The 15561-nt window shown below is 46.4% G+C and carries 16 protein-coding genes; 2 read left to right on the top strand and 14 right to left on the bottom strand.

Translation table 11 applies throughout. The features are described 5' to 3' along the window. The coding region (locus tag A3CS_RS0104895; protein ID WP_019518283.1) for an IS3 family transposase at positions 1–252 on the top strand (252 nt) is incomplete at its 5' end. A 209-nt stretch (positions 253–461) separates the two neighbouring features. On the opposite strand, the gene A3CS_RS0104890 is transcribed toward A3CS_RS0104895, so the two are convergent. Beyond that, positions 462–713, bottom strand: a complete 252-nt coding sequence (locus A3CS_RS0104890; protein WP_005546544.1) for a helix-turn-helix domain-containing protein — start codon at positions 711–713, stop codon at positions 462–464. A gap of 150 nt (positions 714–863) precedes the next feature. Here A3CS_RS0104890 and A3CS_RS0104885 point away from each other — a divergent pair, with 150 nt between their 5' ends. Continuing rightward, a complete protein-coding gene (locus tag A3CS_RS0104885; protein WP_019518282.1) occupies positions 864–2501 on the top strand; it encodes an NAD-dependent malic enzyme in 1638 nt (545 codons plus the stop codon). 219 nt (positions 2502–2720) lie between these two features. Here A3CS_RS0104885 and A3CS_RS0104880 read toward each other — a convergent pair whose 3' ends face one another. The 13 genes from A3CS_RS0104880 to A3CS_RS0104820 all read right to left on the bottom strand — a co-directional run bounded on the left by A3CS_RS0104880 (position 2721) and on the right by A3CS_RS0104820 (position 15543). Beyond that, positions 2721–3920, bottom strand: a complete 1200-nt coding sequence (locus tag A3CS_RS0104880; protein ID WP_005546539.1) for a BaiN/RdsA family NAD(P)/FAD-dependent oxidoreductase — start codon at positions 3918–3920, stop codon at positions 2721–2723. Then, entirely contained in the window at positions 3917–4966 is a 1050-nt protein-coding gene (gene nrfF / locus A3CS_RS0104875) for a heme lyase NrfEFG subunit NrfF (protein WP_005546537.1), read from the bottom strand. The genes A3CS_RS0104880 and nrfF overlap by 4 nt, the downstream gene beginning before the upstream one ends. After that, entirely contained in the window at positions 4963–5493 is a 531-nt protein-coding gene (locus tag A3CS_RS0104870) for a DsbE family thiol:disulfide interchange protein (protein WP_012821113.1), read from the bottom strand. Before A3CS_RS0104870 ends, nrfF begins: the two co-directional genes overlap by 4 nt. Next, the gene (nrfE, locus tag A3CS_RS0104865; RefSeq protein WP_005568601.1) at positions 5486–7396 is read right to left on the bottom strand and encodes a heme lyase NrfEFG subunit NrfE; all 1911 of its coding nucleotides are present in this window, start codon (positions 7394–7396) and stop codon (positions 5486–5488) included. Before nrfE ends, A3CS_RS0104870 begins: the two co-directional genes overlap by 8 nt. Positions 7397–7982: 586 nt before the next feature. Then, complete coding sequence (gene nrfD, locus A3CS_RS0104860) at positions 7983–8948, bottom strand: cytochrome c nitrite reductase subunit NrfD (RefSeq protein ID WP_005547395.1); 966 nt, start codon at positions 8946–8948, stop codon at positions 7983–7985. Beyond that, positions 8945–9622: a cytochrome c nitrite reductase Fe-S protein gene (nrfC, locus tag A3CS_RS0104855; protein ID WP_005547396.1), complete on the bottom strand. Its 678-nt coding sequence runs from the start codon at positions 9620–9622 to the stop codon at positions 8945–8947. Before nrfC ends, nrfD begins: the two co-directional genes overlap by 4 nt. Further along, the gene (gene nrfB / locus A3CS_RS0104850) at positions 9619–10284 is read right to left on the bottom strand and encodes a cytochrome c nitrite reductase pentaheme subunit (RefSeq protein ID WP_005547398.1); all 666 of its coding nucleotides are present in this window, start codon (positions 10282–10284) and stop codon (positions 9619–9621) included. Before nrfB ends, nrfC begins: the two co-directional genes overlap by 4 nt. 73 nt (positions 10285–10357) lie before the next feature. Continuing rightward, on the bottom strand, positions 10358–11881 hold the full coding sequence (gene nrfA / locus A3CS_RS0104845) for an ammonia-forming nitrite reductase cytochrome c552 subunit (RefSeq protein ID WP_012821116.1): 1524 nt from the start codon (positions 11879–11881) through the stop codon (positions 10358–10360). 576 nt (positions 11882–12457) lie between these two features. After that, positions 12458–12748: a hypothetical protein gene (locus A3CS_RS0104840; RefSeq protein ID WP_005547402.1), complete on the bottom strand. Its 291-nt coding sequence runs from the start codon at positions 12746–12748 to the stop codon at positions 12458–12460. A gap of 17 nt (positions 12749–12765) precedes the next feature. After that, positions 12766–13392, bottom strand: coding sequence for a hypothetical protein (locus A3CS_RS0104835; protein ID WP_005547404.1), 627 nt, complete (start codon positions 13390–13392; stop codon positions 12766–12768). A gap of 131 nt (positions 13393–13523) precedes the next feature. Then, positions 13524–14447, bottom strand: a complete 924-nt coding sequence (ccmI, locus tag A3CS_RS0104830; protein WP_005568059.1) for a c-type cytochrome biogenesis protein CcmI — start codon at positions 14445–14447, stop codon at positions 13524–13526. Further along, positions 14447–14998 carry a cytochrome c-type biogenesis protein gene (locus tag A3CS_RS0104825; protein ID WP_005547408.1) on the bottom strand — a complete coding sequence of 184 codons (552 nt, stop codon included), beginning with the start codon at positions 14996–14998 and terminating at the stop codon, positions 14447–14449. The genes ccmI and A3CS_RS0104825 overlap by 1 nt, the downstream gene beginning before the upstream one ends. Further along, entirely contained in the window at positions 14998–15543 is a 546-nt protein-coding gene (locus tag A3CS_RS0104820; protein ID WP_005542796.1) for a DsbE family thiol:disulfide interchange protein, read from the bottom strand. Before A3CS_RS0104820 ends, A3CS_RS0104825 begins: the two co-directional genes overlap by 1 nt. Positions 15544–15561: the final 18 nt, after the last annotated feature.

Below are 15561 nucleotides of genomic sequence, written 5' to 3'. Positions count from 1 at the left end.
GAATGGGTAAAGATGTTGGAAGGCAAGGCGATACAAAGTATGAGTCGCCGAGGGAATTGCTATGATAATGCGGTGATTGAAAGCTTTTTTGCGATATTAAAATCTGAGTGTTTTTACTCACGCACTTATACTTCGATTGCCGAATTACAGGCGGAAATTGAAGAATATTTGGTGTATTACAACCAAGAACGAATTAAACTTGATTTAAAAGGATTAAGCCCGGTGCAATACCGAGCTCAATATTTAAGTTAACTAACCTGTCCAACTTTTGGGGGGCAGATCAAAGTGCGGTCAAAATTCTCAACGTTTTTTGACCGCACTTTTAGCGTAAGGTATACCCTCTTGCCCACCGAATCATTGATGTTGTTTGAAACAGCGGGTAAGTAATTGTCGGATCATGACCCAACATACATTGCCACGCCGTCGGAAACCTGCATTTCAAACGACTTTATCGTTTTGCCTTACTCCTGTTTCAGCCGCCGAGCGAAGCTGTCGAGAAAATCCAGCATCAGTTGGCGGTCTTTTTCCGCCAGTTCGATTAAGCGCACCACGTTGGGCATAATCAGACCGCGCTCCATGCGCGAGACGGCTTCGTTGCCGATTTCCAGCATTTCCGCCACCTGTTCCTGCGTGTAGCCGCTTTGTTGGCGCTGTTTGGCAATGGCTTTGCCAATTCGTTTGTTGATTTCTCCGTGATTTAGATTGATGTTCATTTTGAGTAGCCTATTCAACTTTAAAGGTTGAAATAATGGCGAATTTTTTTGACCGAATTAAGGACTTTTTAATATGTTTAGTCAACCTATAAAGTTTGGTATAGAATAAGAATGGGGATTTCCCGTTCAATCAATTAGGAGAACAACGCTATGAGCAAAACCCCTGAAATTCTGCAAAACCCGCTGACCAACAAAGGCACGGCGTTTACCGCCGAAGAACGAAAAAAATACGGCTTGACCGGACGCCTGCCCGTAGCGGTGGAGACTCTCGACCAGCAAGCCGCGCGCGCCTACCGCCAATTCTCTTCTTACGCCGAAGATATTGAAAAATATATTTTTCTCGACCAACTGCACAACCGCAACGAAGTGCTGTATTACAAACTGCTGACCGACCATTTGGCGGAAATGCTGCCGATTGTGTACGACCCGACCGTGGGCGAAGCGATTAAAAAATGGAGTCGCGACTACCGCCGTTCGCGTGCGGTTTATTTGGATATCAACCATCCCGAAGCCATCCGTGAATCCTTTGAAACCTTGGGATTGGGTGCGGACGATGTGGATCTGATTGTGGTGTCGGACGCGGAAGAAATCCTCGGCATCGGCGACTGGGGCGTGAACGGTACAGATATTTCCGTCGGCAAGCTGGCGGTTTACACTGCTGCCGCAGGGATTGACCCCGCCCGCGCCATTGCCGTGAACCTTGATGTCGGCACAGATAACGAAGCCCTGCTCAGCGATCCCGCATATCTCGGTAACCGCCATGCCCGCGTGCGCGGCGAACGCTACGACGCGATGATTGCCGAATACCTGAAAACAGCGGCGGAACTGTTCCCGAATGCGCTGCTGCACTTTGAAGATTTCGGTCCGTCCAATGCTCGCCGCATTTTGGTGGAAAACCGCGACCACTACCGTATTTTCAACGACGATATGCAGGGGACGGGCGCGATTGTGATGGCGGCAGTATTCTCCGGATTGAAAGTAACCAAACAAAACTTTGCCGAACAGCGTCTGGTTGTTTATGGCGCGGGTACGGCGGGTACGGGCATGGCAGACCAAATCAGCGCGGCAATGCAGCGCGACGGACTGTCCCGCGAGGAAGCCAAAAAACGCGTATGGCTGATAGACATCAACGGCTTGGTTACCGACGATATGCCGAACCTGCCGGATTATCAGCAGGAATATGCCCGCCCCGCTGCCGAAGCTGCCGCGTGGGCGAAAACCGACGGCAAAATCGGCTTATTGGAAGTGGTCAAACAGGTCAAACCGACCATTTTAATCGGCACATCCACCGATCACGGCGCGTTTACTGAAGATGTGGTGAAAGCCCTGTGTGCGGGCGTTGAACGACCTATTTTGCTGCCGCTGTCTAATCCGACGGAGAGAATCGAGGTCATGCCGACCGACGCGGTTCAATGGTCTGACGGTAAAGCGTTAATTTCTGTCGGTATTCCTGTTCCGCCTGTTCCTTATAAAGGCGTGAACTACCAAATCGGACAAGCCAACAACGCCATGCTTTATCCGGGCTTAGGTTTGGGCGTGATCGTCTCCGGCGCGAAACAGGTTACCGACGGCATGCTTCTTGCCGCCGCCGAAGCCGTGGCATCGCAAGTGAACCCACAGGACGAAGGCGCATCCCTGCTGCCTCCGGTGGACAATCTGCGCGCGTCATCCGCAACCGTGGCAGTTGCTGTAGCGAAACAAGCAGTGAAAGACGGCGTTGCCGCCAACACCTCCGACAACTGGGTGCAAGCTGTGCAGGACGCAATGTGGCAGCCTGAATACCGCTGACGGTGCCGTTCGGTAGCGTAGCTTGCCAAGCTGTATCGCTTTCAGACGACCTTTAAAGGTTACCTGAAAGCGTTGGCTTCTGCGAAGCTAAAAAGCAGTCTGTACATTTGTTTTCAAATTGCAGGCTGCTTTACATTAACAGAATCCTATTCTCCAACAAACGGAACTTGCCGAATAAGTGCTTCCCAAACAAAAATGCCGTCATCACGACGGCATTTTTTATCCTTTATCGGCAATCGCTTGCGCACAGGCATAGGCGGAACTCCACGCCCATTGGAAGTTATAGCCGCCGAGCCAGCCCGTCACATCCAGCACTTCGCCGATAAAATACAAGCTGCCCACTTGATTACTTTCCATGGTTTTCGAGGAAATCGCATGAGTATCCACGCCGCCCATGGTGACTTCCGCCGTGCGATAACCTTCCGTGCCGTTAGGTACGAACTGCCAGTTGTGAATTAAATTTACCAGATTTTCTAACCGCACTTTGCTGAGCCGGGCAAGCACCTCATCCTGCAAAAGCCCTTGGTCAAGCCAAAGCTCCACCAATTTTTTCGGCAACAAACGGGCTAATGCAGTTTTTAACTGCAATTTCGGCGATGATTGACGCAGATCATCTAAATAATGGCGAATATCCTGATAAGGCAATAAATCCAGATGGATGCTTTCACCCGGTTGCCAGTAATTGGAAATTTGCAGAATCGCCGGCCCGGACAAACCGCGGTGGGTAAACAGCATTTGATGAGTAAAGGTTTTGTGCCGATTGGTCGCCGCCACATCTAAGGAAATGCCCGATAAGGCGGCATAAAACTGATCGCATTCGCGCCAGGTAAAAGGCACCAAACTGGCACGGGGCGCAATGACATTAATGCCGAATTGTTGTGCGAGCTGATACCCGAAAGGCGTTGCGCCCAACCCCGGCATAGATAAACCACCCGTCGCAACAACCAGATTTCGGCAATGTAAGGTCTCGCCGTTAGTGGTGACGCAAAAACCGTCCGCCGTTTTTTCCACGGAGGTAATATGTTGTCGTAGCGTAATTTCCACGCCGTACTTTTTGCATTCCGCCAACAGCATATTGACAATGTCTTCCGCGCCGTTATCGCAAAACAACTGCCCCAGTTCTTTTTCATGGTAAGCAATGCTGTAGTCCGCTACCAAGCCGATGAAATCCCACTGGGTAAAGCGTTTCAATGCCGATTTCACAAAATGCGGATTTTGGCTGAGATAGCGGTCCGAAGACATCTCCATATTGGTGAAATTACAAAACCCACCGCCGGACATTAAAATTTTCCGCCCGACTTTTTTCCCGTTATCTAAAATCCGGACGTTTCCACCGCACTTTGCCAACAGTGCCGCACAGAATAAGCCTGCCGCCCCGGCGCCGATAATGAGGGTCTCATGGCTGACGGTTCGACTCATTGCATATTCCCCTTCTGCATAAAATCCACCATTTTCATTTTCTGAATGATCGCACGACGATCCACCGTGGCATTGCCCGAATCTAGAATTTGCTGCCAATAATCAAGTGCGGTGGAATAATCCCGCGTTTTTAAGGCTTCCGCCGCCAAAAGGGACAGAACCGATACCTCTTTGCGATCCTGCGTCAAAACCTCCTCTACCAGCTGTTGCACCTGTGGCGTAACTTGCTGATTTTCCTGAAGATATAACGACATCGCCATTAACCCTAAAATGGCCGGTTTGCGCCCTTCGATTTTTTCCGCGTTGGTGTAACAAATTAATGCGCTGTCAAAATCATTGTTTTGCATATAAGCATCGCCCAGCTTTATCCAGTTTTCTCCATGATTCGGATTTTGCCGTAATTTATCCTGCAGTTTGCCGATAATCGCTTCCGTTTTGTTTTCTTCCGGCGTTTCAATTTGATGATTCAACTGCGCGATTTGTGCCCGTTCCCCTTGTTTGGCACGGGCGAAGCGATCCAGAGAGAAGTAATAAACTAGGGGTACGATCAGCAATAACGTGAAAACAATGAGCGTAGATTTACGTTCAAATTTGACCGCACTTTTCTCTTGAATGGCATGAAAGTGCGGTGGATTTGCCAGTTGTTTTTCAGATTTCAGGCTTGATGAACTGCGGGCAGAATTCCAAATCAACCCAAACGCCATTAACAGCAACCCCGCCGGCAACAGCCAAAGCAATGCAGTGTTCCACTGAAAGAGCGGTTTGTAATTCACAAAATTGCCGAAGCGTACCGTCATGGCATCAATAATTTGCTGATTGGTTTTGCCTTCCTTGACCATGTTATACACTTCAAGGCGCAGATCATAGGCGATAGGAGAATTGGACTCCACCAGATTTTGATTCTGACATTGCGGGCAGCGCAAAGATTTTGCTAATTCCACCGCGCGCGCACGATCTGCCGGATTGTGGAATTCAAAGGTATCCACCATTTCGGCAAAAGCACCGACGCTGATCAATAAAAAAAATAACGCGAGAAATCGTTTCATGGCTGCATTAACCGATTAAGTTGAGGTACAAACGTATTTTGCCAGGTTTCACGATCCAATAAACCCGAATGACGGTAACGAATAATACCGTCGGCGTCCACTAAATAGGTTTCCGGCGCGCCATCTACGCCCAGCTTCAACGCCAGCTCGCCACGACTGTCATCAATCACTAACGCATAAGGATTACCCATCCGTTGCAGCATTTCAATGCCGTTTTGCGGTTTATCGCGATAATCCACGCCGACAATAGGCATTTCCTGTGCCAATTCCATCAACAACGGATGTTCCTGTTGGCAATAACCGCACCAACTGCCCCAAATATTTATCAGAAAGGGACGTTTCGGAAAATCCTTGGGGCTGAGCGTTTGGCGGTTATCCAGCAAATTCGCCTGATAAAATTCCGGCACAGACTTATCAATTAAAGCGGAGGCAATTTTTTTCGGATCCTGATGCAACCCCGCCAACAATAGCACGCACACACCGAGCAATAAAATTAACGGCAGGAAAAAAATCACTTTTCTATTCATCACGCTTTCCTTTTCGCTTCATCGTCAATAGGGAACACAACGCCCCGAACGCCATTAACACACCGCCTAGCCATAACCAGCGAATCAGCGGTTTGTAATGCAGGCGGAAGGTAAACTCGCCTTTGCCGAGCGGATCGCCCATCACAATATACAAATCGCCCCAAAACCCGCCGGCAAGCCCCACTTCGCTCATGGTCATAGTACGCACATCATAATAACGGCGCTCCGGCTGCAAATCAGCATAAGGTTTACCGTTCGCCGTGACATGAAAATCCGCCACTTCAGCGGTAAAATTCGGTCCGATTTCACTGGAGAAACGCGTATATCGAAAATCAAATTGCCCCAAGGTTTGGCTCTCTTGCGGCGACAAACGCACGCCGATTTCACTACCGAAGTAACTGCTCATCACCGCGCCCATGGTCGCAATGGCAACGCCGCTGTGGGCGAAAATCATGGCGTAACGGGAAACACTTAACTTGCACCAATTTTGCCATAAGGTCGCCGATAAGAGCCAGATCGCCAAGGTGAACAGAAAATATGCCGTCAGGTTAAACTGCAAAGCGCTGTCGTTTTGCATCACCTGACGAATCATAAAATAAGCGATCAACAAAGACGGCAGTAACAACGCCGCGCGTTTAAACAAAATGCCTTTGTCCGCCTTCGCCCAGTGCAAGCCGAGGGAAAACACCATGGCGATTAAAATCAGCGTAAGCAGCGGCAAGAAAATACTGTTGAAATAAGGCGCACCGACGGAAATGGAACCCCAATTCATGGCTTGGAACAGCATGGGATAAAAGGTGCCGAGAAAGGTGCTAACGGTGGCGATACTCAATAAAACATTCAAAAAAAGCACCGCACTTTCTTTGGAAAGCAGCGTTAATTTGACGCGGCGTTGCTGCAAATTGGCTTTGAACGCGAATAAACCGAGAGAACCCACGGTGAGCAGGAAGAAAATCAGTAATAATGCCGAGCCGCGTTGGCTGTCCACAGCGAAAGCGTGTACGGAGGTAAGCGCGCCGGAGCGCACGATAAACGTGCCTAATACGCTGAAGGCAAATGCCAACAAGGAAAATAAGGTCGTCCAGTAATTAAAAATTCCGCGTTTTTCGCTGACGATTAAACTGTGCAACAATGCCAAGCCGAGCAACCACGGCATGAGCGACGCATTTTCCACCGGATCCCAGAACCACCAACCTCCCCAGCCCAGTTCGTAATACGCCCACCAGGCGCCAAGCACAATGCCCAAAGTTAAAAACAACCATGACACCGACACCCAAGCCCGCATGATTTGAGCAATCTGGCGTTCCAAATGCTGATGAAGCAAGGCGGTAATACTGATGGCAAAATTCACTGCAAAGCCCACGTAACCGAGGTAAAGCAACGGCGGGTGAAAAATCAAACCGACATCCTGCAACATCGGATTCAAATCCCGCCCTTCCAACGGCGCCGGGAAAATTCGTCCGAACGGATTAGAGAAAAAGACGATAAACACGGCGAAACTAAAGCAAATCAGCCCCAAAATCACCAGACTTTGCGCCACAAAAGTGCGGTCGTTTTTTCGGTTAAATAACGCAAACAACACCACCCAAACAGAAAGCGAAAACAACCAAAACAACATGGAACCTTCATGCCCGCCCCAGGTCGCGGCGATTTTGAAAAAGGTCGGCAGTTGGGAATTGGAATGGGCGGCGACATATTCCAACGTAAAATCATCCGCCGCAAAGGAGTATGCTAATATGGAAATAGGCGCCAGCGTGAATAACCCGAAGCAGTAACTTAAGCCCCACGCCAATTGGGTAAGCGCCGGCTTACGCAACCAAAGCCCAAGCTGCGGCACTACCGCGAGGAGCAACGCGCTCATGGTGGCGAGAAGAAGGGAAATAAAACCAAGTTCGGGGATCATAATATTGGGTTCTACGTTTGTTTGTGGTTTTTAATTGGTTCAATTTTATTGGGTATAACAAGTTCGGTTTTCGCCGAAGGCGAGTTACTTTTCTTTGCTTCGCCAAAGAAAAGTAACCAAAAGAAAGGCGACCCTGTTTTGCCTTATTTCCCTTGTTCCATTGAATTTGCTTCACGGAAATTTTGTAAACTCGCTTCGCTCAAACAGTACAAAATTTCCTACAAATTCAATTCCACAAGGGCGGCAAAGAAGGGAATCCAATTTCTTTTTCCGAATAAAGTGCGGTCATTTTTTCAAGCGTTTTTATCATTAAAAAACTATTTTAAAAACCACCGCACTTTTAATAATGCACCATGGGGGCCCCATCTGACCCGCCTGAGCGACTTGTAATTTTTAGGAAATTTTCGCTTTGTTTGAGCTGCGTAGTGGCGAGTTCAAAAATTTCCGTTAAAAAAATTGCAACCAAGCGAAGATCAGCGGTGAAGCTGGGGTGTGTTCTTTGCTACTTTCTTGCACAAGCAAGAAAGTAGAAACAGCTAAACAAAAAGCGTACATTATACGCCTTTATCAATAATAAAAAACTAACCTACGCAACGGTCAATTGTCCGCCGTACAAAATAAAATATCGCAGACACAACACGCCGATTAAATCAAATATAGATACCAGAATGATGAAATGACGATTGTATCTTAATTTATCGCTAACCAATAGATTACCGGCGAGCGGGATGAGGATGCCGATAAGCATGACGCCGATCCAGAAAATCGCACCCCAGAAACCGCTTAGGGCGTTGTGCATGGCGACCATTTTTTGTCCGCCGCCGAAATATAATCCGGCGAAGAAGCAGCCGATGCAAAAGAGTTCGGCGAGCATGATCGGCACTTCAAATTTATGCATGAAATTCACTTCGTCGGAATGCCCTTTTAATTTGCCCACAATCAGGATGGTTAAGAATACCGCCGCGATACCGGAAGACGTGCCCGAAGCGAGGAATAATGCCGGCAATACGGGATTGTTTAGCATCGGGTAGCTGATTAACGCCGACAATAAGAAACCGGTATAAGCGCCTAGCAACACCGCAAGGAACAACAGGAACAGTTCCAACGGGTTGGTAATGCGTTCACAGGCGGAAATCCATTTCACGATAAATTTTAATTTCGGTAAAAATCTATCGAGCAAGGCGGCAAGTTCATTTTTAAAGAGAATCGCAATCCAGAGGAGAACCGCCGCCATATAGATTTGGAATAACAGTACCCCCATGGACATCACGGAATTGAACTGGTAGTTAAACATCAAATACCAGAACGTCCAAGGGCGCGCCAAGTGGAAAATCAACAGCAATAAACCGATAATCACCGTGCCAGGCGCTAAGATCGCAGCACTGCGAATAATCCAGTTTTCGCTTGGTTTTTCCGGTTTGCGATTGCGTTTATAAAGCACGGCAAGCAATAAGGAACCGGAAGAAATACCCAGTAAGAACAAATAGATGGCGATACTGGAATCCCACACGAGGTTCGGTGTATGAAACGGAACAGGATAATCTAGTGTCATCTTTTCGGTTCTCCATGTTGGAATGGAATATGGTAAAGATTCGGTTGGGTTCCCAATTCCACTTTCGTGCGGTAAACAGGTTTTTCTTTTACCTTGCGAGCCACTGCGCTGGTCGGATCGTTCATATCACCAAAGGTTAAGGCTTTGGTCGGGCAGGCTTCAACACAAGCTGGTTGTTTGCCTTGTGCCAGGTTGGTATCGCGACAGAAATTACATTTATCCGCCGTTCTGTGCACCGGATGAATAAAGCGCACGCGATACGGACAAACGGCGATACAGTATTGGCAACCGACGCACAACTCTTTGTGTACATCCACAATGCCGGTATCTTTATCGATAAATGACGCGCCGGTCGGGCAAACCGCTACGCAAGGCGCGTTGGTGCAATGTTGGCAAGATTGGCGGAAAAACTCATATTCCTGATTCGGAAATTCGCCGTAAGGCTCGCTGCGCAAAATCTCCAAGCGGGAAACGCCTTGCGGCACTTGGTTGGTTTCACGACAGGCATCCATACAAGCGGTACAGCCGATGCACGCGTTTTCATCGTGCACCATGGCGTAGCGTTTCGGTTTATCCGCCTTTTCCTCTTTTGCCAAAGAGGTGACTGATGTCCCCGTCATAAGGATTAACGCCCCCATGCCGGAAACAAAGTTTCGGCGTGAACAGGCTGTCATTGTTTACCCTTTTGTTCGGTTGATGGAGTTTGTTCTTGTTGTGCTTTGCGTTTTTGTTGCTCTGCCTGTTGTTTTCCATGGCAATCCACACAAAGTTTTACGTGATTTTTCGGTTCAATGTCTTTCATCGCATCCGCTTTCGGGTGCAATGTGTGGCAGCTTGCGCAAGGTAATTTCATGGCGTGCACATCATGCGCCCAGAATTTTTCACGCAGTTTGTCCGGTTGATGACAAGAAAAACACACTTGGTTTTGTTCTTGTGCGCTATACATCGGTTTTTTCTCACCGAAAATATCACCTTCAAAACGCATCACGTCTTTCGCACCACGACGGTGATCTTCGGAAATATTACCGTGGCAGTTCACACAATTAATCGGTTTACCGTTATTCGGATTTTTTTGGCTTAAATGGGCGCCGTGGAATTTACCGAAATGCAATTCGCCGCCGGATTGATCCAAGGTTTGGCTTTTATCCACTTTGTCAAATTTATGGCATTTGGCGCAATATTGATTCGGATCCCGTTGATTGTCCAACTGCGGTTCATAAGTCAGCTGATTATCAGCCGATGGCGTTTTCGCCTGTGCAACCATCGGCAGCGCCGCAAGCATAGCGAACAGTGCGAGCGCTTTTACAGGTTTGCGGATTAAGGAAGTTACATTCATTCTGATTACCTCAAATTTGCGTTTGAAAATGACCGCACTTTTTTCTTTCCCGGCAAAAGTGCGGTGCTTTTTTCTATTGTTTTGTTGCGGAATCTTCAGCTAATTTGCCTGTGGCTTTCGCTTCTTTTTCCCATTGAGGTACAACAGTTTTTAAGAATTCTTCTTTGGCTTTGCGTTCTTTTTCGATGTCAATGCCCACGGCTTTCCAGGCTTTTTCCGCGGTGGAAATATCCGGCACTTCAATCGGTGTTTTTACGCCATGTTTGGTTAAGATGGCAGCCAATTTGGCACGGGCATCAGCAGCGCGGTCAAGACCGGAACCTAACACGCGTAACATCACATCAGGTGCGTGCATATGTCCGCCGTGGCTGGCTGCGGCGTAATCCCAGCGCCATTGCGCGTGACGAATGTCCATTAACGCCGGTTCCATTTCTTCTTTGGTTGCGCCGGCATCCCATGCGGCTTTCGCTTCAAAGTGCAAACGAACTACTTGATTTTCTAAGCGCCCCATAATGTCTTTCACTTCTTTTTTGCGGGAAGCCACAATGTCTTTTAACTTCTCTTTACTTTGATCGTGACAGTTGGCACAAGTGCTATCAAAGGCATCAAATGGATTTTGAATTTGGTGGTCGGTATAAACTTTACCATCCGCCCCTTGCACTTTCGGCATGTGGCAATCGATACAGGTCACGCCGTTTTTACCGTGCATACCTAAAGACCAAATTTCAAAGTCAGGGTGTTGTGCTTTTAAGATCGGCGCTTTGGATAAGATATGAGTGAAGTCGGTGAACCCGATGTCATCGTAGTATTTTTCCATGTCATCGACGGTTTGACCGTTATTCCATGGGAAAGTCACTTGTTTCAAGTCACCTGCGAAATAATATTCAACGTGACAGTTCGCACAAATTTCCGCCCGTTTTTCGGTGCGGGCGGCAGTGCCGAAACGTAAATCAGGCTGTGTTTTGCCTTCCGCTTTCGCTCGGGCTTGCAACGCATTGTTTAAATGATCCAAAGCACGAATAACGTGTGGACGGGCAATTCGCAATGCCGGTTTACCTTCAGCAAACTCTTTAGAGGTCGTGTCGTGACAGTCGGCACAACCGATGGCATTCACCACTTCCGCCCCGCCTTTTGCCCATTTACCATTGAAATAGCCTTCTTCTCCCCATTCGGCGATTAAACGCGGCACATCCGGACCTTTACAGGTCCAACACGCCATCGGTTGTGGACCGTCGTTAGCGGTTTTCGGCGCACCGGTACGCAAAATATTGCGTAAATCTTTAATGGCATAAATGTGTCCGCGCGGTGCGTTATATTCTTTCGCAAAGGCATAACCGCCCCATAATATGATTAAACGTGGATTTTCCTCATCTGCATAAATAATCTTGTCGCCTTTTTCGGTGGCTTTCCAAGACGCAAATTGTTTCGGGTATTTTGCCGCAAACTGTTCGTTTACCGCTTCAATTTTTAGATTCGGATTTGGTGCTTCCACAGGTTGCTCAAGCGGTTTATACACCAACTCCGCCATTGCCAAATTAAACACACCTAAAGCTGCGAAAGAAGCTGCCACTACCAGGCTTTTGCTCAATGCGTTCACGATAATCACTCCAATCAGGTTAACTGTAGTTTTGTTAAGGAAATGTCTATACCGCCCGCATCATAAAAATGATAACTTTTATCATGAAAAACAATGCGATATAAGGTATAAAAGGGGGTTAAACGAGTTTAACATAACCAAATATCCGCGCTCATTCCATGGTTATTTTACATTTTCTTGTTTTTGATCAATTTTTCCAATTTAATTTTCTATTTTAGTGAAATTTTGTAGCATGAAAATTTCTCCTAAAATGTGTCAACTACCTATTTATTAGTATAAAAATATCATTAAAGGGGAAAATTAAATGAAGCAGGAATATATAACTATAAAGAGGTATATTTACATTTTATGCTACAAAAAAGAATTATTTTTATTTGAATATTTTATCGAAGAAGAAATACCCTAATTACGGGCAATAAAAAACCGAACTCATCGAAATGAATTCGGCTTTCTGATTTGATGTTCTACTCTAAAAGTGCGGTTAATTTCTTACTCATAAATCTTGAAGATTTACTTGTATCCTCGACTCCGCCGACAAAGCCAACGTTCAAAAAGCATTATTTTTGTCAGGGTCTTTTACCAGTGCCAACCGCGATAATAGCCAATGCTCGGTGTCACAACCAGTCTTGGCTGACGCTCGCGATAAATCACGGTTTTCGGTTCCGAATCACTAGCGTTTAACACATTGTCTTCCGGTTTAACGTCTCTTACTTGATATTTCTTCGACACCGTATTACCGCTATACACTTTCGCTTGATAAGCTTCAACTGTCTGCTTATCTAAAGGAGCTTGATTGATTTGTGGAGCCTTAGAAGAACAAGCAACTAAAACACCACTAATCACTGTGACGAGTAACAATTTTTGCATAATTTACCACCTTATTTTTACTTACAAACTACGTTAGAAAGAATTTCTCTGCTCTTTTGCAAATTTTTATTAATCAAGGTCTTACCGTTTCGTTGTTCTTCCGACTTTACTTCTTTATCTAACTCGGGATCCTGAATATTAAACACCGGCGCATATTGCACGTTTTTCGGTTCCACGTCAGAAGATACGGTGGCGCCGATGATACTGGCGTAATATTGCTGCTTGGATTTATCTACATAATAGGTTGTAGAATCGGTGAACGCGACGCCATCGGTATATTTGAAGCCGTAACAAATGCCGGCGCCGGATTCAAATACTGAGTGAGAGTCTTTATTTTCTTTAATCTCAAACACTTCAAAGGCGATGCTTTTACCCAATTCACTCACATCAGCAGCATTTTTAGGATCGAATTTCTTGCCGTTATTTTGATTAATGTAAGTGGTTTTACCTTGCCCGCCGCTGTCAGAAAAAGAAAATTGTTGTTTGTACACAGCTCCGGCATACCTAGCCGGATTAAGCTGTTGAGCGGTTTTATCGGTTATCACGCCATCTTCGGAAATATGCATAGTCCAAGATTCTGCAAAAGCCAATGATGAAAGGAAAGTAAAACTCAGACCGAGCGTTAATTTTTTGAAAAGCATCATTGGGACCCCTTAAGAATAAAGTGAAATGGAGTATAAATTATAAAATTGTACAAATCTCAAGCGGTAAGTTATCAGGATCACAGAAAAAAGTAAATTGTTTTCCAGTCAATGCAAAACCCGAAAAGGGGTCATTATTTTTCCTGTTGTGGCGTCAGTTGTTGGTGTTTTTCCTGTTTCTGTGCTTCCAGCGCATCACGTGCGGAACGAATACTTCGTTCAATAATCGGAACACGCCGGTCATCTTTCGGTAATAGTTTCAACATCATCGCCCAGCTGACCGCTGCCATTTTGTAGTCTTCCGTTTCAAAATAACGGAACGCCAACAAACTCAAAGCTTCAACGTTGGTATGATCTTCACGAATGACGTCGCGCAATAAACTATCCCCTTTCAATTTATCCGTTTCATCCCCGGAGAACATCAAAATACGGGCATACGCCAATTTATACAGATTATTTTTCGGTTCTAATTTATTCGCGCGGGCAAAGCTGTCTAATGCCATTCTCGGCTGTTCCAAGTTCATACCGATTTGCCCTAACAACCACCAGTTCTTCGCATTATTCGGATCTTTTTGCAAATCCACCCGTAACGCGGTGGCAAATTGCTGCATTTCAGCATCGTTTAACGGATTTGTGCTTTCACGTTTTAAACGCTCATAAAAGTGCGGTAGTTTTTCCGCGCTTTTTTCCAACATAATTTCCGCCTGCCAGGAGCCCACTACAAAATACGCCGACACGGACAAAATGCCGAGTACCAGAAAGCCGGAGACAAACCACAGCTTGCCGTAACTCTTTTCACTGCGCACCGCACTTTCAGGCTGTTGCGGAATATCTTCCAATAAGGATTTTTGCAATTCGGTTTTGAGTTGTTCGGCGTTTTCCAACAAGCCTTGTTTTTCATCCCATTCCAGCTCTTTTAAACGTTCAAAATAAAACGCCTTGTTGAGATCATCACGACGGGTTGATTGGGTTTGCACAAAACGCGCAGACAGCAACGGGAAAAAACAAATTAACGCGGCAATCAGCGTTAACACAAAAATGCTTGTCCACAAATTCATTAGTCATTTTCCTTATTTAACAAAGCATTAAGGCGCTGCTGTTGTGCTTCACTTAAGGCCTGTGGCGCGGCATTATCCGCCCCACTCGGCATCGTTCTTTTCCGCCCGAAAAGCCATACCAGCCCGCATAAGATCAAAGCAAAAGGCGTAACCCATAAAACAAGGGTGGCAACGGTCAATGGCGGGTCATAAGTAACAAAATTGCCATAGCGATCCACCATGTATTGCACCACATCCTGTTTGGATTTGCCTTCCTGTAACAATTCAAACACTTTAGTGCGCATATCCACAGCAATAGCGGCGTTAGAATCGGCGATATTGTTATTCTGACATTGCGGACAGCGCAGTTCCCGCGTTAAGGCGTGATAGTCGGCTTCCTGCTGCGGCGAGCTGAAATTCAGCACGTCGATGGCGGCAAACACATTGATGCTGAAGAAAAGTGCGGTTAACAAAAAACAACGTTTTTTGAACGTTGGCTTTGCCAACGGCCCCGAAGGGGTGAATAAACGAACAAGTGAGCTTATAAATATAAATAAAAGTTTTTTTTTCATTACTGCGCACTGCCTAATTTTTGGTAAATGGGTTGCAAGGTTTCCTGCCACACTTTCGCGTTTACATCACCCGCATGGCGATAATGAATCACGCCGTTGCCGTCCACCAGAAAAGTTTCCGGCGCGCCATATACGCCTAAATCCAAGGCAAATGAACCTTTTTCATCTTTTAACACAGCCTGATAAGGATTGCCCAAATTCTTCAGCCATTTCGTCGCTTTGGCACTGTTATCTTTATAATCCAAGCCGATAATCGGCACGCCCTGCTTCGCCAGTTGATTCAAATATTGGTGCTCCGCATAACAAGTCGGGCACCATGTCGCCCATACATTGAGTAAAAGCGGTTTGCCCTGTTTAAACAGCGTTTCATCATAGGTTTTATCCGATAATAAATCCTGCAACGTCTTCGGCGGAACCGGCTTACCCACCAACGCCGATTCCAATGCTTTCGGATCATCACCCAGTGCATTGCGTTGTAATTGCACCAGAAAGGCGGTAACCAAAACGAAGAAAATAATTAAAGGTAAATATAATTTCTTTTTCATTATCAATACTCGATGATT

It is taken from the genome of Aggregatibacter actinomycetemcomitans DSM 8324, assembly GCF_000372365.1.
GTDB classification, from domain to species: Bacteria; Pseudomonadota; Gammaproteobacteria; order Enterobacterales; family Pasteurellaceae; genus Aggregatibacter; species Aggregatibacter actinomycetemcomitans.
Note: the sequence above shows the minus strand (reverse complement) of the source record. Positions and strands in the feature narration are given on the sequence as shown.